This is a genomic window from Stenotrophomonas sp. CS3K5 (genome assembly GCF_059515225.1).
Genome location: NZ_JCAKRX010000006.1, coordinates 156,392 through 176,255 on the forward strand (window position 1 = coordinate 156,392; position 19,864 = coordinate 176,255).

At 66.7% G+C, this 19,864-nt stretch carries 19 protein-coding genes and 1 tRNA gene; 5 read left to right on the forward strand and 15 right to left on the reverse strand.

The features are described from left to right. Positions 1-131: 131 nt before the first annotated feature. Together AC5YGJ_RS11065 and AC5YGJ_RS11070 are read right to left on the reverse strand one after the other, a co-directional pair. Positions 132-2,663 carry a methyl-accepting chemotaxis protein gene (locus tag AC5YGJ_RS11065; RefSeq protein WP_496186556.1) on the reverse strand — a complete coding sequence of 844 codons (2,532 nt, stop codon included), beginning with the start codon at positions 2,661-2,663 and terminating at the stop codon, positions 132-134. A 217-nt stretch (positions 2,664-2,880) separates the two neighbouring features. Next, positions 2,881-3,774: an NAD-dependent epimerase/dehydratase family protein gene (locus AC5YGJ_RS11070; protein WP_496186557.1), complete on the reverse strand. Its 894-nt coding sequence runs from the start codon at positions 3,772-3,774 to the stop codon at positions 2,881-2,883. Positions 3,775-3,996: 222 nt separating this feature from the next. On the opposite strand from AC5YGJ_RS11070, the gene AC5YGJ_RS11075 reads away from it, so the two are divergent. Next, positions 3,997-4,299 (forward strand): KGG domain-containing protein, encoded by a 303-nt coding sequence (locus AC5YGJ_RS11075; protein ID WP_409460527.1) that lies wholly within the window; start codon positions 3,997-3,999, stop codon positions 4,297-4,299. A 29-nt stretch (positions 4,300-4,328) separates the two neighbouring features. Here the strand turns inward: AC5YGJ_RS11075 and AC5YGJ_RS11080 are convergent, their stop codons facing one another. Together AC5YGJ_RS11080 and AC5YGJ_RS11085 are read right to left on the reverse strand one after the other, a co-directional pair. Then, positions 4,329-4,679 carry a VOC family protein gene (locus AC5YGJ_RS11080; protein WP_249842763.1) on the reverse strand — a complete coding sequence of 117 codons (351 nt, stop codon included), beginning with the start codon at positions 4,677-4,679 and terminating at the stop codon, positions 4,329-4,331. 75 nt (positions 4,680-4,754) lie between these two features. Further along, a complete protein-coding gene (locus tag AC5YGJ_RS11085; protein WP_496186558.1) occupies positions 4,755-4,955 on the reverse strand; it encodes a hypothetical protein in 201 nt (66 codons plus the stop codon). 188 nt (positions 4,956-5,143) lie between these two features. Here AC5YGJ_RS11085 and AC5YGJ_RS11090 point away from each other — a divergent pair, with 188 nt between their 5' ends. Further along, positions 5,144-8,494 carry an autotransporter domain-containing protein gene (locus AC5YGJ_RS11090; RefSeq protein WP_496186559.1) on the forward strand — a complete coding sequence of 1,117 codons (3,351 nt, stop codon included), beginning with the start codon at positions 5,144-5,146 and terminating at the stop codon, positions 8,492-8,494. A 68-nt stretch (positions 8,495-8,562) separates the two neighbouring features. Here AC5YGJ_RS11090 and AC5YGJ_RS11095 read toward each other — a convergent pair whose 3' ends face one another. Next, positions 8,563-9,015: a PA2169 family four-helix-bundle protein gene (locus AC5YGJ_RS11095; RefSeq protein ID WP_107231909.1), complete on the reverse strand. Its 453-nt coding sequence runs from the start codon at positions 9,013-9,015 to the stop codon at positions 8,563-8,565. 472 nt (positions 9,016-9,487) lie between these two features. On the opposite strand from AC5YGJ_RS11095, the gene AC5YGJ_RS11100 reads away from it, so the two are divergent. Beyond that, positions 9,488-10,129 (forward strand): glutathione S-transferase family protein, encoded by a 642-nt coding sequence (locus AC5YGJ_RS11100; RefSeq protein WP_309338302.1) that lies wholly within the window; start codon positions 9,488-9,490, stop codon positions 10,127-10,129. A gap of 71 nt (positions 10,130-10,200) precedes the next feature. Next, positions 10,201-10,593 (forward strand): DoxX family protein, encoded by a 393-nt coding sequence (locus AC5YGJ_RS11105; RefSeq protein ID WP_496186560.1) that lies wholly within the window; start codon positions 10,201-10,203, stop codon positions 10,591-10,593. Between the two features lie 24 nt (positions 10,594-10,617). Here AC5YGJ_RS11105 and AC5YGJ_RS11110 read toward each other — a convergent pair whose 3' ends face one another. From AC5YGJ_RS11110 to dtd, 10 genes are all read right to left on the reverse strand, one after another. Then, positions 10,618-11,211: a hypothetical protein gene (locus AC5YGJ_RS11110; RefSeq protein WP_496186561.1), complete on the reverse strand. Its 594-nt coding sequence runs from the start codon at positions 11,209-11,211 to the stop codon at positions 10,618-10,620. Between the two features lie 92 nt (positions 11,212-11,303). Beyond that, positions 11,304-11,729 (reverse strand): hypothetical protein, encoded by a 426-nt coding sequence (locus tag AC5YGJ_RS11115; protein ID WP_496186562.1) that lies wholly within the window; start codon positions 11,727-11,729, stop codon positions 11,304-11,306. Positions 11,730-11,787: 58 nt separating this feature from the next. Then, positions 11,788-12,774, reverse strand: a complete 987-nt coding sequence (locus tag AC5YGJ_RS11120) for a glycoside hydrolase family 43 protein (protein WP_496186563.1) — start codon at positions 12,772-12,774, stop codon at positions 11,788-11,790. Positions 12,775-12,877: 103 nt separating this feature from the next. Further along, on the reverse strand, positions 12,878-13,297 hold the full coding sequence (locus AC5YGJ_RS11125) for an H-NS histone family protein (RefSeq protein WP_496186564.1): 420 nt from the start codon (positions 13,295-13,297) through the stop codon (positions 12,878-12,880). Positions 13,298-13,370: 73 nt separating this feature from the next. Then, positions 13,371-13,820, reverse strand: coding sequence for a GNAT family N-acetyltransferase (locus AC5YGJ_RS11130; RefSeq protein ID WP_496186565.1), 450 nt, complete (start codon positions 13,818-13,820; stop codon positions 13,371-13,373). Between the two features lie 80 nt (positions 13,821-13,900). Continuing rightward, positions 13,901-13,976, reverse strand: a tRNA-Ile gene (locus AC5YGJ_RS11135). A gap of 44 nt (positions 13,977-14,020) precedes the next feature. Further along, on the reverse strand, positions 14,021-14,350 hold the full coding sequence (locus AC5YGJ_RS11140; protein ID WP_496186566.1) for a hypothetical protein: 330 nt from the start codon (positions 14,348-14,350) through the stop codon (positions 14,021-14,023). A gap of 485 nt (positions 14,351-14,835) precedes the next feature. Next, complete coding sequence (gene yjjJ, locus AC5YGJ_RS11145; RefSeq protein ID WP_496186567.1) at positions 14,836-16,236, reverse strand: type II toxin-antitoxin system HipA family toxin YjjJ; 1,401 nt, start codon at positions 16,234-16,236, stop codon at positions 14,836-14,838. Between the two features lie 247 nt (positions 16,237-16,483). Further along, on the reverse strand, positions 16,484-18,337 hold the full coding sequence (gene rpoD, locus AC5YGJ_RS11150) for an RNA polymerase sigma factor RpoD (RefSeq protein ID WP_249842752.1): 1,854 nt from the start codon (positions 18,335-18,337) through the stop codon (positions 16,484-16,486). A 92-nt stretch (positions 18,338-18,429) separates the two neighbouring features. Further along, positions 18,430-18,870 (reverse strand): D-aminoacyl-tRNA deacylase, encoded by a 441-nt coding sequence (dtd, locus tag AC5YGJ_RS11155; protein WP_107231899.1) that lies wholly within the window; start codon positions 18,868-18,870, stop codon positions 18,430-18,432. A gap of 63 nt (positions 18,871-18,933) precedes the next feature. On the opposite strand from dtd, the gene AC5YGJ_RS11160 reads away from it, so the two are divergent. Then, complete coding sequence (locus AC5YGJ_RS11160) at positions 18,934-19,854, forward strand: lauroyl acyltransferase (protein WP_496186568.1); 921 nt, start codon at positions 18,934-18,936, stop codon at positions 19,852-19,854. The last annotated feature ends 10 nt before the right edge of the window (positions 19,855-19,864 follow it).

Consider the following 19,864-nt stretch of genomic DNA (forward strand, 5'->3'; position numbering starts at 1 on the left):
ACCCTATCCTAAAAACAAGGCGGGTGGGTAACGGTGGGGTCACCGACGGTGGCGCCGGGGTGTCCCGGCGCCTCATTCCCGCCCCTGCCGACCGTCTGCCGAAGCTGAATCGCTTCAGCCCACGGCGCCGTTCAGGCGGCGCGGCGCGCTGCAGGCAGCGGTTCGGCCTGCAGGCGGAAGCGCGACACCGCCACCGCCAGCTGCTCGGCCTGTTCTTCCATCGCGCGTGCCGCAGCGCTGGCTTCCTCCACCAGCGCAGCGTTCTGCTGGGTGGTCTCGTCCATCTGCACCACGGTCTGGTTGACCTGCTCGATGCCCGCCGACTGCTCGCGCGAGGCCGCCGAGATCTCGGCCATGATCTCGTTGACCCGGCCGACCTGGCCGACGATCTCCTGCATGGTGCGGCCTGCACCGTGCACCAGCTGCGCGCCCGCGCCCACCTGGGCCACCGAGGCATCAATCAGTTCCTTGATCTCCTTGGCGGCGCCGGCCGAGCGCTGCGCCAGCGCGCGCACTTCACTGGCCACCACCGCAAAGCCGCGCCCCTGTTCACCGGCACGTGCTGCTTCGACGGCAGCGTTGAGCGCCAGGATGTTGGTCTGGAACGCAATGCCATCGATCACCGAGATGATCTCGGCAATACGCTGCGACGAGGCTTCGATCTGCTCCATGGTCTGCACCACCTGGCTGACCACCTGCCCGCCTTCGCTGGCGACACCGGCTGCCGAGCCGGCCAGGGTATTGGCCTGCAGTGCGTGGTCGGCGTTCTGGCGCACGGTGGAGGTCAGTTCCTCCATCGAGGCCGCCGTCTCTTCCAGGTTGGCTGCCTGCTGCTCGGTGCGGCGTGACAGGTCGCTGTTGCCGGCGGCGATCTCGCCCGCGGCCAGGCGGATGCTGGCGGCCGACTGCTGGATCTGCCCGACGATGCCGGTCAGCTGCTGCACGGTGCTGTTGGCATCATCGCGCATCACCGCGAACACGCCATGGAAGTCACCGTGCATGCGCGCGCTGAGGTCTCCGGCGGCAATGGCCCGCAGCAGCGTCGACAGTTCGGCCAGGTTGTGGTCGCTGACCTGCATCATGGTGTTGAGCGTGTCCACCATGCGGCGGAAATCATGATCGAAGCGCGACACATCGCCACGCACCGCGAAATCGCCGGCGGCAGCGGCCGCCGCCAGCTGCTGGATCTGCTCGTTGATCGCGGCCAGGTTGTGCTTGGTGGTGGCCATCGCAGCGGTGAACACCGCCTTCTCGCCCGGCAGCGCTTCCATGTCCACACTCAGATCGCCCACCGCATAGCGCTGCATCACCTCCACCAGGCGCTGGGTGACGGCATTGCTGGCGGCCACCAGCTGGTTGCTGTCGGCGACCATGCGGCCGTACTCGCCCGGGAACGCGGTCGCATCCATGCGATAGCTCAGTTCACCGGCCTCATGGCGCTGCGCCATTTCCGCCTGTGCGGCCATCACCGCCTGCAACTGGCCGCGCATGCCCTGCATCGCGTCCAGCAGGCGGCCCACTTCATCGTTGCTGCGCGCCGGCAGCGTGCTGTCCAGCTTGCCGGCGGCCACATCACCGGCCACACGCACGGCCTCGGCCAACGGGCGGATCGCCAGCCGGCGCAGCAGCACATACACGCCGGCGCTGAGCGTCAGCGCCGCCACCACGCCCACCAGCAGGGTCAGCCACAGCAGCTGGCGCGCCTCGGCCACGATCACTGCATGCGGCATCACCACCCCCAGCGCGAAGCGCTGCGGTGCATCGCCTACGCGCAACGGCACGTACACGCGCACGTTGCCCTCGGCATCCGGGGTGAACGCCTCGAAGCGGCGGTCGGCCGCGATGTCGGCCAGCATGCCGCGGGTCAATGCATCAGTACGCGGCTTGCCGATCTCGGCGGCATTGGCCGAGGCCAGCACCACGCCCTTGGGTGACAGCAGTTCGACATGGCCGGCGCCCATTGGCTTCAGCGTGGCCAGGTGCTTCTGCAAGGCCGCCAGCGAGAAGTCGACGGTGAACACGCCCAGGAAGGTGCCGTTCTCCACGATCGGCGAGCTCAGCGTGCTCATCAGCACCTGCTGGCCGGCGATGTCGTAGGCGTAGGGTTCGCTGACCTTGGGCAGCTTGTCGCGGCTGGGCACCACGTACCAGTCGGCCGAACCGTCAGCGGCCTCGGTGTAGTCGGTCATGGTCGACTGCTGCGGCTTGCCCTCGTGCCAGGCCCAGTAGCTCATGTAGCGGCCGGTGGCGTCGTGCATCTCGGTGTTGGCGAACTCGGCATCCTTGCCATCGAACGCTTCGGCTTCCCACATGGTGCTCTTGCCCAGCCATTCCGGATGGGTGCGCAGCTGCTCGCCGAGGACCGCGGCCAGGCTGGCGCGGTCGGGAACGTCGCCGCGTGCGCGCTGGGCCAGCACGGCTTCGACCATCGCATCGTTGCTGGCGAAGGCGGTGCCCAGGTCGGCGGCGACCTGGCGGGCCTCCGCATTGGCCTCACTGGTCATGGTCTGGCGCGAGGCGTCGATCAGGCTGGCACTGGCCTGGCGGTAGATCAGGAAGGCGGTCAGGCCGAAGCACAGCAGCGCGATCAGGGCAGTGCCCAGCATCAGCTTGTGGGCGATGCTGCCCGGGCGGCGGGCAGCGGCGGAGCGGGAAGAAGGCATGGAAGGGTCCGCAAGGCAGTTCAGGACGACCGGCACCGCGAGGCGCCGCGCAGGCGCGCGATCCGTCGCGCGGGCCCCCAGCGGCCGGGTCTGGCCCGGCACTGGAAGCGCACCGGGTTAGCGGCCGCGTACCCACGAGGTTGAGTCGCCGCGCCTACACATTGCTGAATCCGCTCAGGGACGGGGCATGAAGCGCGGCCCGCACAGCCACCTGCGCCTACTCGGCCACGCGGTCCTTGATCCATTGCGCGCGCGGCAGGACCTCGATGCTGCCGGCCGCATACTGCTGCAGCACATCATCCGGGCCGAAGCGCGGCTGCCAGCCGAGCTCGCTGCGCAACCGCGCACTGTCATAGACGCGGTCGATGCTGAGCGGCAATGGCCAGCCACGGCGCTCGAACTCGGCGAGCAGCTGCGGGGCGCGCCGGGCCAGCACGCTGCGCGGGCGCGCGGCCAGGTCCAGGCAGTCCTCGCGCCGGAACGGGGTGGGCGCACAGGCGACGTAACGCGCGAACCCCTCGCCCGCATCCAGCAGCAGCGTGGCGTGTGCGCTGGCCACATCACGCGCGTCCAGGCCACGATGCAGGCGGAACATCGCCATGCGTTCGGGAGGTTCGGGGAAGCAGCGGCCCATGCGCAGTACGCGCACGCTGAACCCGGGCGCCACCGCAGCCTCGGCCAGGGCCTCGGCCTGCAGCTTGGTACGGTGGTAGATCGTACGCGGCAACGGCTCGGTATCTTCGTCGATCCAACGGCAGCCGCCGGCGACCACCGCATGGCCGTACAGCGCCGTGGTGCTGGTCAGCACGAAGCGCCGTGCGCCCGCCTCGCGTGCCGCCTGCAGCAGGTGGGCCGTGGCGTCCACATTGATCTGCTGGAACACCGCATCGGGCACCAGGCCCACGTGCGGTGCGTGCAGGGCGGCGGTGTGGATCACCGCGTCGACACCCTGCACCGCGCGCGCCACAGCCTGGCGGTCGGCGACATCGGCAATGATGCGGGTGGTGGCGAATGGGCTGCGATCCAGCCCCACCACTTCATGGGTCGCCGCCAGCGCACCGAAGATCGCGCGTGCGATCCGCCCGGAACTGCCGGTCAACAGAATCTTCATTGAGTCCATTCACTCGAGGCTCCCGGGAACTACCGGGATGCTGCGATTCTAGGCAAGCCATCGGTCATCTGCGATAGCACCGCCGCCAACGCTGTGTTCGCTACCGTAGCGGCGCGTGAACGCAACTGCGGCGTGGCGTGAAGGCTGCGCCGCCCGCGCGGACATGGCCTTAGCCGGGCATCGGCAAGGATGCTGCTTTCCTCCCTGCTCTGGAGAGTTCCCATGGCCGACCCGCAGCGCGGCACTTCCCAACGCGGCTTCGCTTCGATGGACCAGGACAAGCAGCGCGCGATCGCCGCCAAGGGCGGCCGTGCAGCGCATGCCTCCGGCAATGCGCACGAATTCAGCCCGGCCGAAGCGCGCCTTGCCGGCCGCAAGGGCGGCCAGGCCATCAGCCGCGACCGCCAGCACATGGCCGCCATCGGCCGCGAAGGAGGTCACGCCCGCCACGCAGGCATGCGGCAGCAACAGCAACAACCGGCCGATGAGCCGCTGGCCGAACGCTCGCCGCGGCAGCAGGGCTGAGCGGGCTACGGACGGGCCGCCTGCCTCGCTCAGCGGTGAGCCAGGATATTGAGCAGGCGCCCGAACGGATCGCGGACGAAGAAGCGACGCACGCCCCACGGCTCGTCGGCCGGCCCGTATTCCAGTGCGATGCCAGCCGCGTGCACGCGGTCGAGCACCTGCTGCAGATCGTCCACCTCGATCGACAGGTCCGGCACCGGCGCACCGCCGCCGCCTTCGCTGGCGAAACTGATCTGGGCCAGCGCGTTGCCCTGGCCGCCGTGGGTGACGATCCATCCGTGGTCCATCACCACCGGCATGCCCAGCAGACCGGTATAGAAGGCCGCCGCACGTGACGGGTCCGGGGTGGCGATGTTGGCGACGACACGTTTGACAGCCATGAGACTCCTTCGGCGGAAACAGAAGAGCCCCGTCGCTGACGGGGCCCCACATCATGCCGCTTCAACCGGCGCGACTCACACGCCCATGCAGAGATCGATCACACAGGTGTTGTACGCCTGCTCGCACTCGGTGGCATCTCCGCCGGTGGACAAGCACGCCTGGTAGGCCCGCCAGCACGGCCGGTCGCAGGGTTCCACCGGCCCGGCCACGGCCACCGAACCGGTACAGGCCAACGCGAACACCGCCGCCGTGATCACTTTCCTGAAAGTACGCATCGATATCACTCCTTGATAAGCCTGGTGAGCCCAGGCCGGCCCACGGTAAAGCGGCCGTCGGGAGACCACGTGAACGCCTCTGTCACGCAAAATTAACGCGTTCATAAAATTACCTTCACATTACTGGGGGGTGTTGCCCCGCCTTGGCGTTAACGGCGTTGTTGTCCGTCAACCAAGGAAGTTGTCCGATGAATCACCCGCTGTACGGCCGTTCGTCCCGCTCCCTGTCGCACCGCCCGCTGGCGCTTGCCGTTGCCAGTTCGCTGCTGCTGGCTACCGCGCTGCCCGCCCTGGCCAGCGAATCACTTGATGCCTGGCAGCAGCAGCGCCAACTGCAGGCTGCGTGGGCGCAACCTGCCACCGGCACGGCACCGGCAGCGACGGCCGCTGCCCCTGCGGCGACTCCCCCCGCCATTCTCGGCAACCCGGGTGACCCGGCAAGCTGGCGCAGTGACGAATTCAATGCCGATTGGGGCCTGGCTGCGATGGGGGCCGACCATGCCTACGCACGCGGCCTGACTGGCAAGGGCGTGCGCCTGGCGCTGTTCGACTCCGGTTCGGCACTGGCCCATCCCGAATTCTCCGGCCGCAACACTTCCAGCATCACCATCGGCGCGGACTGCGCGACACCGGGCGTAGTCGCAGGTGCCGGTGCTTGCGGGCAGACCCGTGGCGAACAGCCCGGCTACAACTACTACGGTCTCGGCGCCGGCGTTCCGGCAGCACTCGCCGCACGCCTGATCGCCGCCGGCCAGCCGTACGGCTTCAGCTATGCCGACCACGGCACGCATGTGCTGGGCACCATCGGTGCCAACCGCGATGGCACGGGTATGCACGGCGTGGCATTTGGTTCAGACCTCACCGCCGCCCGGGTGTTTGGCGACACCTACTACGAGTGGCGCCTGGATCCGGACAACTACTACCGTCCGCGTGCTGTCTATCGAACTGATCCGGACGACGCCGCGACGCTGGACATGTATGCGCAGATCCAGGCGCAGGGCGTGCGCGCCATCAATCACAGCTGGGGCATCTCCACGCGCAACATGACCGCCGCCGCGCTGGACCAGCAGTACGCCAACATCGGTGCCGACTACGGCGTGTACGGCAGCATCTACGCCAGCAATGGCGATACCCCCGGCTCCACGCTCATCCAAGTGTGGTCAGCTGGCAACGGCAGTGGCGCCGTCGCCGGAATCACGGCCGCCATGCCGCGCTGGAAGCCCGAACTGGAACCGTACTGGCTGGCAGTGGCCAACGTCCGCCGGCCCAATGCTGCTGCGGGCGAAACCGACTACGTGATCGATGGCAGTTCCAGCATCTGCGGCGTTGCCGCCAACTGGTGCATCTCGGCTCCCGGTACCGACATCCTGAGCACCATCGTGTCCGGTGATATCCAGGGCCGCGTCGAGAACACTTCGGCCTACGTCCGCCTGATCATCGACAGCGAGAACACCCAGTACGTCTATGGCACCAAGACGGGCACGTCGATGGCGGCGCCACACATCACCGGCGCGCTGGGCCTGCTGATGGAGCGCTTCCCGTATCTGGACAACGCCCAGGTGCGCGACGTGCTGCTGACCACCGCGCGCGACCTGGGTGCAGCAGGCATCGATCCAATCTACGGCTGGGGCATGGTCGATCTGAAGAAGGCCATCGAAGGCTACGGCTCGCTGCGCGTGGACACCAACGTGGTGATGAACCAGAAGGCCGGTGGCCTGAAGGTCTGGGAAGGCGACGCCTGGGACAACTGGACCAATGACATCGGCGGCCCCGGCAAGCTGACCAAGTCCGGCATCGGCTGGCTGCGCCTGAGCGGCAACAACAGCTTCAACGGCGCTATGCTGCGCGACGGCACGCTGGAATTGAATGGCACCAACACGCTGACGTCAGCGGTCGAGGTGCAGGGCGGCCAGTTCCTGCTCAACGGCAGCCTGGTCTCCACCGCACTGAACACCAGCGGCGGCGTCAGCACGGTCAGCAGCAGCGGCCTGCTGAAGAACAGCAGCCTGACCGTCAACGGCGGCGTGGTGTCATTCAACGGCACCCAGACCGGCGGCACCACCACGGTCGGCGCCAACGGCCTGCTGAAGGGCATCGGTACGCTGGGCACCACCCGCGTGGACGGCATCATCGCACCGGGCAACTCGATCGGCACACTCACCATCAACGGCAACTACGTGCAGGGCGCCACCGGCGTGTATGCCGCGGAACTGGCTCCGGGTGGCCGCAGCGACCAGCTGCACGTCACCGGCACCGCCACGCTCGGCGGTACTCTGGTCGCACTACCGGAACCGGGCGTGTACTACCTCGGCGAACAGTTCAACTTCCTGCGCGCCGACGGCGGTGTCAGCGGCCAGTTCGCCAAGACCGACTTCAGCGCGTTCTCGCCGTTCCTGCAGTTCAGCCTGGCCTACGGCGCCAATGGTGCGCGTATCGACGTTGCCCGCGGTGCTTCCCTGACTACCGCTGCCACCACCCCCAACCAGCGCGCAGTGGCGGGTGCCGCTGACCTGCTGCCGATCAACCAGGGCCTGCCCAAGCCGCTCACCCAGCTGTTCCCGCAGCAGGTCGGCGGCGTGCTTGACGGCCTCAGTGGCGAGCTGCATCCGGCCACCGCTCTGGCCCTGGTCGAGGGCAGCCGCTATGTGCGCGATGCCGCGCTGTCGCGCCGTGCCGGTGCCGCCGCGCCCGGTGCCGAGACCGGCGATGCGACCGGTGCCTGGGTCCAGGCGATCGGTGGCAACGGCAAGCTGGACGGTGATTTCAACACCGCCCGTACCGAAGCCAACAGCAACGGCCTGCTGGTCGGCATCGACCGCGAGGTCTCCGGCTGGCAGCTGGGTGTGCTGGCCGGTACCGGCCGCACCGACGTGAAGCAGCAGGACCGTCGCGCCAAGTCGAAGATCGACAACACGCATTTCGGTGCCTACGCCAGCCACAGCTGGGGTGGCTTCGGCCTGCGCGGCGGTGTGGCATGGAGCCAGCACGAAGTGAAGAGCACGCGCGAAGTCGGCTTTGCTGGCTTCAGCGACAGCCTGAGCGCACGCTACGACGCCCGCACCCGCCAGGCCTTCATCGAGGCCGGGTACCGCTTCGGCGGGCCGGAAGCCGGGCTGGAGCCGTACCTGCAGGTGGCGCGCGTTGAAGTGGACCTCAAGCGCATCAACGAACGCGGCGGCGCGGCGGCACTGCGTGGCGAGGTGGATGACACCGGCACCACCATCGCCACCGCCGGCGTGCGCTTCGACAAGGGCCTGAAGGCGTCGTTCCAGCAGGAAAGCTGGCTGCACCTGCGCGGCGGCGTCGGCTATCGCCGTGCCTCGGGTGACCGCAGCCAGGTGGCCAACCTGGCCTTCGCTGACGGCGCGACCACGTTTGCGGTGAACGGTGCACCGATTGCCGACAGCGCGGTGGTGGCCGAGATCGGCCTGGCGGCCTGGTTGAGTCCGCGCCAGCAGCTGGAACTGGGCTACAGCGGCCAGTTCGGCAGTGAAAGCCGCGACCACGGTGCCAATGCACGCTGGTCGATCCGCTTCTGACACAACCTGCGTTTGACGGGTTGGGGCGGCCTCACGGCCGCCCCTTTTTTACATCCTGCGCCCGATGATCAGGCCGCCTTCATCGCGTGCTTGCGCGCGCGCATCACGTTGTGGCACTCCTGCACGTCCGGCAGCAGCTGGGTGACTTCCTGGCGCACCGCCGGCGGCAGATCGTTCTCCTTCAGCACATCCTTGAATGCGCCGAGCAGACGGTCCTCGGATTCTTCCAGTTCGGCCACATAGCCGTAGTTGGTGTCGCCGAACGCCGCGCGCACCTTGCCGTAGAACTGCTGCATCGAACCGACCAGGGTGCCGTGCTCGGCCGGCTTGCCACCGCTGGCGGCCACCGAGCCACTCAGCGCAGCGACGATCCTGCCCTTGACGCCGGCGATGCGGACGAACAGCGCCGACAGTTCGGCATCCTTCACCTTGGTGGCCGCTTCCTCGTAGAACGACTTGCCATCGCGGGCAATTTCAATCAGGTCGTTGAGGCGATGTTCGATGGTGGACTGGGTGCTCATGGCGTTGCTCCTGTCTTCGGATCGGGGGAGAAAAGCAGCGTTGACTGCGCTGCCTGTGGGACCACTGTGGCCAGGTTGGTGTGGTTCGCGGGTGAGCAGCGATTGATGCCTGCCTCACTTCACCCAACCCGCACTGACTGCTTCACGCCACAGCCGCGTGCGGCTCACATCAAACCGACCTCACGTGGTCACCAGGGCACGAAGAGGATGATCAGCACGATCAACAGCACGGCAGCGAGTGCTCCCATCAGCACATTTCTCTGGCGCCAGCTGGGCTTGGGTTTTCCGGGGGTATTCATGGCTTTCCTGCCTGCCTCTGTGGATGACCCCGGCAGACTGCGGGATGGGCGACAGCGCCTGCGTGCAGAACGCGTGCAGGCGAGGTGCAGGTCAGTGTGGTCGCTGTCGATTCCCGACACCGTCACTCGTCGGAACAACAAAGGCACACCCTTCCGTCTGCAGGAGTACAGCGATGTCCCCGACCCTCACCGCCTTCGCCACCTCCCCCGACCGCGGCCAGGGCCTGGCCCGTGACATGCGCGTGCGCTGGGCGCTGGAGGAACTGGGCATTGCCTACGACGTGCAACTGCTCAGCTTTGCGCAGATGAAGCAGCCCGCCCATCTGGCCCGTAATCCGTTCGGCCAGATTCCCACCTGGCAGGAGGGCGAGCGGGTGCTGTTCGAGTCCGGCGCGATCGTCCTGCACCTGGCCGAGCAGCATCCCGGTCTGCTTCCGGCCGATCCGGACGCCCGCCTGCGCGCGATCATGTGGCTGTTCGCCGCCTTGAACACCGTGGAGCCGCCGATCGTCGAACGCTCGATGGCCTGGGTGCTGGAGCGTGAGCAGCCCTGGTATGCGCAGCGCTTGCCGATGCTCGATGAGCGGGTGCGCACGCGGCTGTCGCAGCTGTCGGCGGCGCTGGGCGCTGCCACCTGGCTTGACGGAGGGTTCAGCGCTGGCGACCTGATGATGGTCTCGGTGCTGCTGCGGCTGAAAAGCAGCGGCATCGTCGATGAGTACCCAGCGTTGGCCGCGTATGTGGCGCGCGCAACGCAGCGCCCCGCCTACCAGCGTGCGTTCGCCGCGCAGCTGGCGGTGTTCCAGAATGCGTAGCGCCACCTACACACAGGCTTCACCGCCGGTGGGCTCCGATCGCGTTCGTCGGCCATCCGCAAGGACCTCCCGTGAGCCACTCATCGCACTCGCTTGCCTACCTGCTTGCCCGCCTGCTGCTGATGGCGCTGTTCCTGGTCTCCGGGCTGGGCAAGCTCGGCAATCTGGCCGGCACCCAGGGGTATATGGAAACCATGGGCGTGCCCGGCATCCTGCTGTGGCCGACCATCATCTTCGAGATCGTCAGCGGCCTGTGCATCCTGTTCGGCTTCCAGACCCGGCTGGTCGCCATCGTGCTGGCCGGCTTCAGCCTGGTCACCGCGTTCGTCTTCCACCACAACCTCGGCGATGCGACCCAGCAGATCATGTTCCTGAAGAACCTGGGCCTGGCCGGTGGCTTCCTGTTGCTGGCGTGCACCGGCGCCGGGCGCTACAGCATCGACGGGCGCGGCCGGCGCGGCTAGGCGCCAACCGGCCCTGCCACCGTATCAGCGACGCAGCTCGGCCTCCGGTGCCAAGGTGTGGATCACCTTGCCCTGCGCATCAAGGAATTCGATCGCGCCATAGCCTTCGGCGGTGACCGTCAGGCGCAGGCGGGTGCGGTCGGCCTTGTCGTTCAGCGCAATGGCCGGCGTGCCATCGGCGCCGACCACCAGGCCGATACGGGTCGGTGCCTGCACGCCGGGAATCAGCTTGTTGTCGAGCGCCGGCTCGCGGATCAGCTTCGGCGCCTGGTTGATCGAAAAGCTCACCTGCCCATCGGGTGACACCCGCCACCCGATCGCATCCATGGCCGGATGATCCAGCGCCAGCACCGCCATGCCACCGTCGACATCGGCGGTGCCGAAGCCGCCGCGCTCGCTGCCCTTGTCGTCGTACAGCACCATGCCAGCCACGTTGAAGGCGCGCTTGTACTGGATGCCGTCGATGATCGGCGCCGGCGTCTTGCCGGACAACGTCATGCGGATCACGCCCTGCTCGTCGACGATATCGATGCGGCGCGCGGTGATGCGTTCGCTGTCCGGCGTTTCCACGCGTGTCTGCGGCGCCTTGTCCACGATCAGGCGCTGCAGGGTTTCCACCGATGGGCGCCTGGGCGAAACAGCGTCGTCGGATGCAGCGACCGAGACACCGGGAAGGAGGAAGAGAACCAACCACAGGCAGGGACTGCGCATCAGCGGACCTCCATCCGGGAATGCAGCGGGCGTCGGCAGGCCGCCTGCACCAGCATCAGCTGCGCCACCAGGATCAGCATCGCGCAGCCGGACAGCAGCCACGGGTCGATGTACCACTGCGCATTGAGGCTGAACTCCCCGGCAGAAATGCGCTTCCAGCCGTTGAAGTGCTGCATCGCTGCCACCACGAAAGCGAAACCGCCGCACGTGTAACCAAGCCACGGCACCACGATGCGGCCAGGCCGCGCGAACAGCAGCAGCACGCCCAGCACGCCGATGACCGTGCGCTGCACGCGGCAGTACGGGCAGACATAGGCCAGCCCGCTCCATTCCACCGACCACGCCAGTACGCTGATCAGCACACCCACGGCGCCTGCGATATACAAGGCCCTGGGTGTGATCGTCATGTTGCCGTTGTCTGCCATCTGGTGACTCCCTGCGCTGAGGACCCGCGCAGGGTAGCGCGGTTGGCGCCGTTCCGGCTCAGCGCAGCGGATCGGCCGGTACCCCCTCGCGGGTGATCTTCACCGGCAGGATGTGCCCCTGCGCATCGAACTGCAGGCGTTCAATGGCAGTCTGCCGATGGTCGCGCGCGCGGTCTCCCAGCGGCCGGCGATGGTAGACGATGTACCAGCGGTCACTGCCCGGCACCTGGATCACCGAGTTGTGGCCGGCACTGGTGGCGATGGCAGGGTCCTGCTGCAACACCTTGCCGATGCGCTTGAAGGGCCCGGTGGGTGCATCGGCGATGGCGTAGGCCACCGAGTAATCCGGCCCACCCCAACCGCCTTCGGACCACATGAAGTAGTAGCGTCCACCGCGCTTGAACATCAGCGGGCCCTCGACGTACTCCGGTGCCGGCGTGATCTCCTTGAACAGCGTGCCATCGGCCAGCGGCAGCACACCGCTGAAATCGTCTTTCAGGCGCACGATGTTGGCGTGCTTCCAGCCGCCGTAGATCATGTACCAGGCGCCGTCGTCATCGCGGAAGACAAACTGGTCGATGGGCTGTGCGCCATTGTGGAACGCGTCCACCAGCGGCTTGCCGAGCAGGTCCTTGTACGGCCCTTGCGGGTGATCGGCCACGGCCACGCCGATGCCGCCGAGCTCGCCATCGTTCTGGATATCGTTGGCGGCGAAGAAGAAGTAGTACTTTCCCTTGTTCTCCACCACCGAAGGCGCCCACATCGCGCGCCTGGCCCACGGTACCGCCCTGGCGTTCAGTACGTCGGCATGCTTGGTCCAGTGCAGCAGATCGGGCGAAGAAAACGCATCGAAGGTGGTCTGCGCTTCGTAGTCCGTCGAGGTGGTCGGGAATATCCAATAGCGGTTTCCGAATACCGCTGCTTCCGGGTCGGCATACCAGCCCGGCAGGATCGGATTACCCGAGGTGACTGCCGGCGCGGTCTGCGCACCCGTTGCCCCTGCCGCCGCCATGCAGGCGGCCATCATCCACGTGCCCAACGCCATGCCGTGCGCTCCCGTGCTGGATCGATAGGCGCATCTTAGATCGATTCAGGTGCGGGTGCGAAGGCAGGCAGCCCCACGTCGCATGCGCAGTGGGATGCAGGCCTCAAGCTTTCTTGATGACGGTGCGCTTGCCGATGGTGCTGGTCTTGCCCGCCGTCGGCCTGGCCAGACCGGGAATCAGGAAATCGGTGACCTTGTGGCCCTTGGATACCTTGGCCGCCAGCCAACGCGGCATGCGCCCGCGGCCACTCCAGGTCAGACGCTTGTATTCCGGATCGCGGTACTTTGGCGAGACTTTGGCCGATTTACGGCGGGCGGGTCTGCGCGCGGGTGCGGCGTCTTCGGCAGCGCCTTCGCCGAAGAGTTCTTCGATGGTGTAACCGGCTTCGGCTGCGGCGGCCTTCAACAGGCGGCGCACCGCTGCGGCCGGGCGACGGGTGGTGATCAGGGCCTTGCGCTGTTCGGCAGCCACCACCAGAGCGCCCAGCTCGCGCAGGCTGAGCGATTCGATATCGATAGTCATGGTGGGGAAGGTCCATGTTGGCGGGCGGACTGTCAAGCTGGCTTTGCCGCAGACGCCCGGCGCCCGGCGCTCCTTACGGGTGAATCGCGTAGACGAAGAATGCGTCGTCGCGCTGCCAACCCAGGCCTTCATAGAGCCGCTGGGCAGGCAGATTGCTGCGGCCGGTCTGCAGTTCCAACCGGCCGGCACCACGCCGGCGTGCCTCGTCCGTTGCTGCGATCATCAGTGCGCGGGCCAGGCCCCGGCGGCGCGCCGATTGCGCGATGTACAGGTCATAGAGAATGAAACTGCGCTGTGCACTTACGGAATCGAACAGTGGGTACAGCTGGGTAAAGCCGACGATTCCGTGGTCTTCGGTTTCGATTACAAGCACCAGTGAATCGCCGCTCTGCAACCGCTCACGCATGAAGCTGGTGGCCAGTTCAAGATCGGCGGGCTGTTGGTAGAACTGCCGGTACTCGTTGAAGAGTGCAGCAACCTGGGGGAGGTCGGAAGACGACGCGATGCGGATGGTGGGTTCCATGGCGAGCCTCCGTGCAGAGGCCTGAGCGTGGCGCTGCGGGTGTGAGCGTGGTGTTGAAGGCTGGCGGGCGATGGCGGCGCTGGTGGGCCCACCAGGATTCGAACCTGGAACCAAGGGATTATGAGTCCCCTGCTCTAACCGTTGAGCTATAGGCCCTGCGCAGCGCCACAGTGTAGTGGAGCGCGCCCCCGCCCGGCTACTCAGACCTCAGCAGCGAGCGCCTTGGCCACCCTCTCCAGGCGCACTTCGGCAATCTCCGCGAACTGCTGCATCTGCCGCAGGTGTGCCTGGAACAGCGCCACAGCCTTTCTCGCTGCTTCCAGTGCCGGCTGGTCGCTGCCACCAAACCCCTCAACCAGTCCCGAACCCGACAGCGTCAGCAAGTCGTACGTTGTGCGCCGGGCGAACCCTAGTCGATCCTCACGCTCGTCCTGCAGCACCTCATCCCAGTCCATCAACGGCACGAAGTCACAGTCGTCCGCCCGCTTCCTTTCATCGGAATCTCCACCCGCTCTCGACTTCAGTCCCATCTTCGCTCTCCTACGATTTGTCGAACCTCTTCCGCCTCCTGTTGAGAGAGGCGACCGGGCGCTTCAACACGGTCGTAGGGCCGCCCGCAGCTTTCCTCCTTGCGGTGTCTTGTATGACTGCGCGCCACCCGGCCAGAAACCTTCCAGCTCACCGGGATGGCGAGTGATGCGATTTGACCTTGGACAGCCTGCTGTTGCGGCCTGCCATCCGCCTACGAAGGTGTGTTGAGCACCTGCGAAGGACTGTGCAGAAAGGAAGGTAGAGGGCTCAATTGCTGATTGCGACACACTCTGGAAGAGCACGCAGCTTCCGGAAGATCCAACGCTTTGAACGGATTGGAAATTCGACTGATCGAGCGCGGCGCGCAGGAAAATTCTGCGATCAGATTCCAACAATCCTCAAAGCCAAGTACGTCACAAGGCGCAGCGCCAAGATAGTACGAGCGGTTCAGCCATTGGAAGTGCGGGAGATGCGTCATCCGATATCACCCAAACCGCACCCCCATCGCCCTGACCCGCTCGGCATTCATCGCCGCCAACGCACGCAGCCCAGCCGCCCGCACACGCGCATCCCCCGCCACGCGCTCCCAGAACTCAGCGGCCAGCGGTGCCGCCCAGCGCAGGTGTTCCAGCTCGCCACTGCCACGCGGCGCCACGGCTTCCAGGGGCAGGTCCTGCCGCAGTACACCCAGCCGGGACGGCGCCAGCGACATCGGCAGCATGTCGTACGCCGGCGCCAATGCCAGCGCGCCGCGATCCACAAAGTGGAAGCCCACGTTGCCTTGGTGCATGTCGCTGTTGCCGATCAGGCGCCCGAACGCATGCAGCCTCGCCATCGCCTGCACGGTGCGCGCAGACAGCCAGCCCATTGCCTGCAGTTGCGCACCGGCAGCGGGCCAGTCCAGCGTTGCTTCGCCGGTGAACGCGGACGACAGCGCCAGCAGCGAGACAAAGCCACGTCGCCCCAGCAGATCGGCGGTGCGGTCGAACCGCTCCACTTCCAGGAACGTATGCGTGGACGTCTGCAGCAGTTCGCTGTGGGCAGCATTCATGCCGGCGTCGCGCAGGGTCTGCAGGGCCAGGTGTTCGCACACCAGCAGATCGGCCCAGCGCTGCGCAGCGTCGCCGCCATCGGGCTGGGCGAACTTCACCAGTACCGCGCGTCGGCCGCCCGCGCTTTCCACGGTGGCGGTGAACTTGGGCTGCTCGCCGCCCGGCGATGAGCCGACGTCTTCGCCGGCCAGGGCGGCGCGGGCGCGCTCGGGGTACTGGCGCGTGCGGACGGCGGCATCCACGCGGTCCGGCGGTGCGTCCAGTGCGGCCAGAGCAGCCTGCACGGCTTCGCCGCCCAGCAGCAGATCGCCGATTTCGGTGCCACCGCCCTGCACCAGCGCCGTCAGTACATCATCGCGCAGCCATCGATTGAGGTCCGTCGGCAGGCCGAGCGTACGGCCGCGGCCGTGGGCGAAGCTGCGGCCCAGGAATCCCTGCGGCCGCAGGTCGTCCAGGTACCAGGGCAGACCCGGGAAGAAACCGGGCAGGTCGCTCTCGGGTGCGCGCTGAAGGTTCGTGCGCGCGCGGCTGGCGTCCACGTGGAAGGTATCGCCACTGAGCGCGATCATCCGGCCCAGCTCTTCCAGCGTGGCATCTTCGCGCAGCCGGTACAGCGGCCATTCGCTGCCGGCGCGTGAGGGTTGGCGCAGCGCGTAGGCGGTCGCGCGGGTCTGGCCCAGCCGCACCACCTGGCCGCCACTGGCGGCAACCAGGCGGCTGAGGGTCATGCGGTTTACGCCCAGCCGCTCGGCCAGGACCGCCGCCGGCACTGGCTGACCGGGGGGAAGCTGGGCGATCAGGTCCTGGGGCTGCAACAGCGCGGGGCGGGCCATGGCGGAGTTAGTTGGCGGAATAGTGTTACGTATTTAGCGCAAATGTTCAGGCTACGCAAGCAACCAAGTACTCCCAATTCCTTGTTTTTCAAAGAATTACTTGAGATTCACGGCAATCAGAATCGCGATTAGTGTTACGTAACCAATACGAATATCCATGCTAATCCACCGGGCACGGCCCGGCACCACCCAAGAAAAAACCCCGCCGAAGCGGGGTTTCTCTCAACACATCAGCGCAACCCGGAAATCAGTCGATATCCAGGAAGCTGCGCAGCTGCTCCGAGCGGCTCGGGTGACGCAGCTTGCGCAGGGCCTTCGCTTCAATCTGACGAATGCGCTCGCGGGTCACGTCGAACTGCTTGCCGACTTCTTCCAGCGTGTGGTCGGTGTTCATGTCGATGCCGAAGCGCATGCGCAGCACCTTGGCTTCCCTCGGGGTGAGGCCGGCCAGCACGTCGCGCACGGTTTCAGACAGGTTGATGTTGGTGGTGTTCTCGATCGGGGACTCCACGTTGGTGTCCTCGATGAAGTCGCCCAGATGGGAATCCTCGTCGTCGCCGATCGGGGTTTCCATCGAGATCGGCTCCTTGGCGATCTTCATCACCTTGCGGATCTTGTCTTCCGGCATGTCCATTTCCTTGGCCAGCTCCTCCGGCGTGGCCTCGCGGCCGTACTGCTGGAGCATCTGGCGGGAAATGCGGTTCAACTTGTTGATCGTCTCGATCATGTGCACCGGAATACGGATGGTGCGTGCCTGGTCGGCGATCGAGCGGGTGATCGCCTGGCGGATCCACCAGGTGGCGTAGGTCGAGAACTTGTAACCGCGGCGGTATTCGAACTTGTCCACGGCCTTCATCAGGCCGATGTTGCCTTCCTGGATCAGGTCGAGGAACTGCAGGCCACGGTTGGTGTACTTCTTGGCGATCGAGATCACCAGGCGCAGGTTGGCCTCCACCATTTCCTTCTTGGCCTTGCGCGCCTTGGCTTCACCGTAGGCCATGGCACGGCTGATTTCCTTCAGCTCTTCCAGGTCCAGCTGGGTCAGCGTCTCGATATCGATCGTCGCCTGCTGTTCGGCGATGATCTGGTCCTTCACTTCGCGCAGCGCCGAGGACCACTTCTGCTTGCGCTTCAGTGCGTCTTCCACCCACTCCAGGTTGGTCTGGTTGCCTTCCCAGGAACGGATGAAGTCCTTGCGCGGCATGCGTGCGGTGACGGTGGCCAGGTTCAGCACGCGGCGCTCATGGGCCTTGATGTCGGCCATGGTGTCGCGCAGCTGCTTGGTCAGCACGTCGGTCAGCGGCAGCGGCAGCTTCAGGGTGACGAACACCGCCGACATTTCTTCGCGCAGACGCGGCAGGTTCTTCTTGTCGCCCTTGGTCGCGGCCTTCTTGAAGGCGTTGAAGGCATCGCTCAGCGCCTGCATGCGCGCGGCGACTTCCTCCGGATCCGGACCGGTCGGTGCGGCTTCTTCCTCGCCACCGTCGACATCATCGTCCTCGTCCTCGTCGCCTTCGGCGTCGGCATCGCTGCTGTCATCGGCAGCGGCCGCCGGCGGCGCCGGCTCTTCGTCGGCCAGGTCGTTGAAGCCGACGATCACTTCGGCCAGGCGCTTCTTGCCTTCCTTGTGGGCTTCGTAGTCGTTCAGCAGCGACTCGACCGAGACCGGGAACTGGCCCAGTGCGGCCTGCACCTGCGAAAGGCCTTCCTCGATGCGCTTGGCAATGGCGATTTCGCCTTCGCGGGTCAGCAGCTCGACGGTGCCCATTTCGCGCATGTACATGCGCACCGGGTCGGTGGTACGGCCACCTTCGGTGTCGAGCGCGCTCAGCGCGGCGGCGGCTTCTTCGGCCGCAGTGTCATCGACTTCGCGGTTGCCGGTGTTGCCGTCGTTGAGAAGCAGGGTCTCCACATCCGGCGCAACTTCATGGACATCAATGCCCATGCCGTTGATCATGCCGATGATGTCTTCGATCTGTTCCGGGTCGACCATGTCGTCCGGCAGATGGTCATTGACTTCGGCGTAGGTCAGGTAGCCCTGTTCCAGGCCCTTGCTGATCAGTTGCTTGATTTCGGATTGGGCAGGACGTTCGTTGGCCATGTAGTGCTCGCGCCACCGGCTGGGTAGGAAATAGGGAACGTAGCATTATACCAGCCCGGGGCCCCGCCTGCCGGGCGGTGGTCCCGGCGGCTTCAGGGCCTGAGAAGGAAGGTCACAGGACCGTCATTGACCAGGCTGACGACCATATGGGCACCAAATCGGCCCGTTTCTACCCCTGGGGCGTGATTTTCACGGCAGATCCCGACAAATCGGTTGAACCCGCGTTCAGCCTCGTCCGGCGGTGCGGCCGTGGTGAAACTGGGCCGCATGCCCGAACGGGTGTCGGCGGCCAGGGTGAACTGGCTGACCAGCAGCAGGCCGCCGCCGGTGTCGCGCAGCGACCGGTTCATCTTCCCGGCCTCGTCGGCGAACACTCGGTAGCCCAGCAGGCGCTCGGCCATGCGCTGCAGCTGGGCCTCGCTGTCGCCCGGCTCCATGCCGACCAGCGCCAGCAGCCCGGGACCGATCTGCCCCACCGCTTCGCCCTCGACGTGGACGGCGGCCTGGCTGACGCGCTGGATCAGGACGAGCATGCGGGGGGCTTCCAATGAACACGGCCGGCCACGATAGCAGCGCCCTTGGCTAAACTGGCGCCAATGAATCCGCAACGCAAAGCCCGGCTGGTCTACCGCGCCACCACCCTGTTCGCCCGCCTGCCCTGGCCGCTGCTGCGGGGCGTCGCGCGCGCCCTGGCGTGGGCGTGGATCAATCTCAACGCCCGTGAGAGCCGCGTCACCCGCCGCAACCTGGAACTGGCCTACCCGGAACTGGACGCTGCCGCGCGCGACCGCCTGCACCGCGAGCTGCTGCGTTCGACCGCCCTGCAGGCCATCGAGACCCTGCGCCTGTGGAGCCAGAGGCCGGCCGACAACCTGCGCCTGCACCTGAAGCAGCGCCACGGCGAAGCCCTGTACGACGCGGCGCTGGCCAGCGGCAAGGGCGTGATCGTGGCCGCCCCGCACTTCGGCAACTGGGAGCTGCTGAACCAGTGGCTGGCCTCGCGTGGGCAGATCGCCATCGTCTACAAGCCGCCGGAGGACGAGGCCAGCGATGCCTTCCTGCAGCTGGTGCGCGGCGGCCAGAACGTGCAGCAGGTGCGCGCCGAAGGCCCGGCCGTGCGCCAGTTGTTCAAGGTGCTCAAGGAGGGCGGTGCCACCGGCATCCTGCCCGACCAGCAGCCCAAGGCCGGCGACGGCGTGTTCGTGCCGTTCTTCGGCGTGCAGGCGCTGACCATGACCCTGGTCAACCGCCTGGCCGAGCGCACCGGCGCCACCGTGCTGTATGGCTGGTGCGAGCGCATCGGGCCGGACATGGAATTTGCCCTGCACATCGAACCAACCGAGCCGGCGGTGGCCGATCCGGACCCGCAGGTGGCCGCCACCGCGCTCAATGCCGGCATCGAGCGCATCGCCCGGCGCGACCCGACGCAGTACCAGTGGACCTACAAGCGCTATACGCTGCGGCCACCGGGCAGCGGCGAGGACGACCCTTACGCCACCGAGGAACATCCGCACTGACGGCCGCCGC

What these genes read in the sequence shown, in the direction of transcription:
- AC5YGJ_RS11120 (WP_496186563.1), bottom strand. Translation starts at nt 12,774, where the DNA reads ATGGCGTTGGGCACGTGGATGATGGCCGCCTGCATGGCGGCGGCAGGG.
- AC5YGJ_RS11090 (WP_496186559.1), top strand. Translation starts at nt 5,144, where the DNA reads ATGAATCACCCGCTGTACGGCCGTTCGTCCCGCTCCCTGTCGCACCGC.
- AC5YGJ_RS11070 (WP_496186557.1), bottom strand. Translation starts at nt 3,774, where the DNA reads ATGAAGATTCTGTTGACCGGCAGTTCCGGGCGGATCGCACGCGCGATC.
- rpoD (WP_249842752.1), bottom strand. Translation starts at nt 18,337, where the DNA reads ATGGCCAACGAACGTCCTGCCCAATCCGAAATCAAGCAACTGATCAGC.
- dtd (WP_107231899.1), bottom strand. Translation starts at nt 18,870, where the DNA reads ATGCTCGTCCTGATCCAGCGCGTCAGCCAGGCCGCCGTCCACGTCGAG.
- AC5YGJ_RS11075 (WP_409460527.1), top strand. Translation starts at nt 3,997, where the DNA reads ATGGCCGACCCGCAGCGCGGCACTTCCCAACGCGGCTTCGCTTCGATG.
- AC5YGJ_RS11115 (WP_496186562.1), bottom strand. Translation starts at nt 11,729, where the DNA reads ATGGCAGACAACGGCAACATGACGATCACACCCAGGGCCTTGTATATC.
- AC5YGJ_RS11160 (WP_496186568.1), top strand. Translation starts at nt 18,934, where the DNA reads ATGAATCCGCAACGCAAAGCCCGGCTGGTCTACCGCGCCACCACCCTG.
- AC5YGJ_RS11085 (WP_496186558.1), bottom strand. Translation starts at nt 4,955, where the DNA reads ATGCGTACTTTCAGGAAAGTGATCACGGCGGCGGTGTTCGCGTTGGCC.
- AC5YGJ_RS11095 (WP_107231909.1), bottom strand. Translation starts at nt 9,015, where the DNA reads ATGAGCACCCAGTCCACCATCGAACATCGCCTCAACGACCTGATTGAA.
- AC5YGJ_RS11065 (WP_496186556.1), bottom strand. Translation starts at nt 2,663, where the DNA reads ATGCCTTCTTCCCGCTCCGCCGCTGCCCGCCGCCCGGGCAGCATCGCC.
- AC5YGJ_RS11100 (WP_309338302.1), top strand. Translation starts at nt 9,488, where the DNA reads ATGTCCCCGACCCTCACCGCCTTCGCCACCTCCCCCGACCGCGGCCAG.
- AC5YGJ_RS11125 (WP_496186564.1), bottom strand. Translation starts at nt 13,297, where the DNA reads ATGACTATCGATATCGAATCGCTCAGCCTGCGCGAGCTGGGCGCTCTG.
- yjjJ (WP_496186567.1), bottom strand. Translation starts at nt 16,236, where the DNA reads ATGGCCCGCCCCGCGCTGTTGCAGCCCCAGGACCTGATCGCCCAGCTT.
- AC5YGJ_RS11130 (WP_496186565.1), bottom strand. Translation starts at nt 13,820, where the DNA reads ATGGAACCCACCATCCGCATCGCGTCGTCTTCCGACCTCCCCCAGGTT.
- AC5YGJ_RS11080 (WP_249842763.1), bottom strand. Translation starts at nt 4,679, where the DNA reads ATGGCTGTCAAACGTGTCGTCGCCAACATCGCCACCCCGGACCCGTCA.
- AC5YGJ_RS11140 (WP_496186566.1), bottom strand. Translation starts at nt 14,350, where the DNA reads ATGGGACTGAAGTCGAGAGCGGGTGGAGATTCCGATGAAAGGAAGCGG.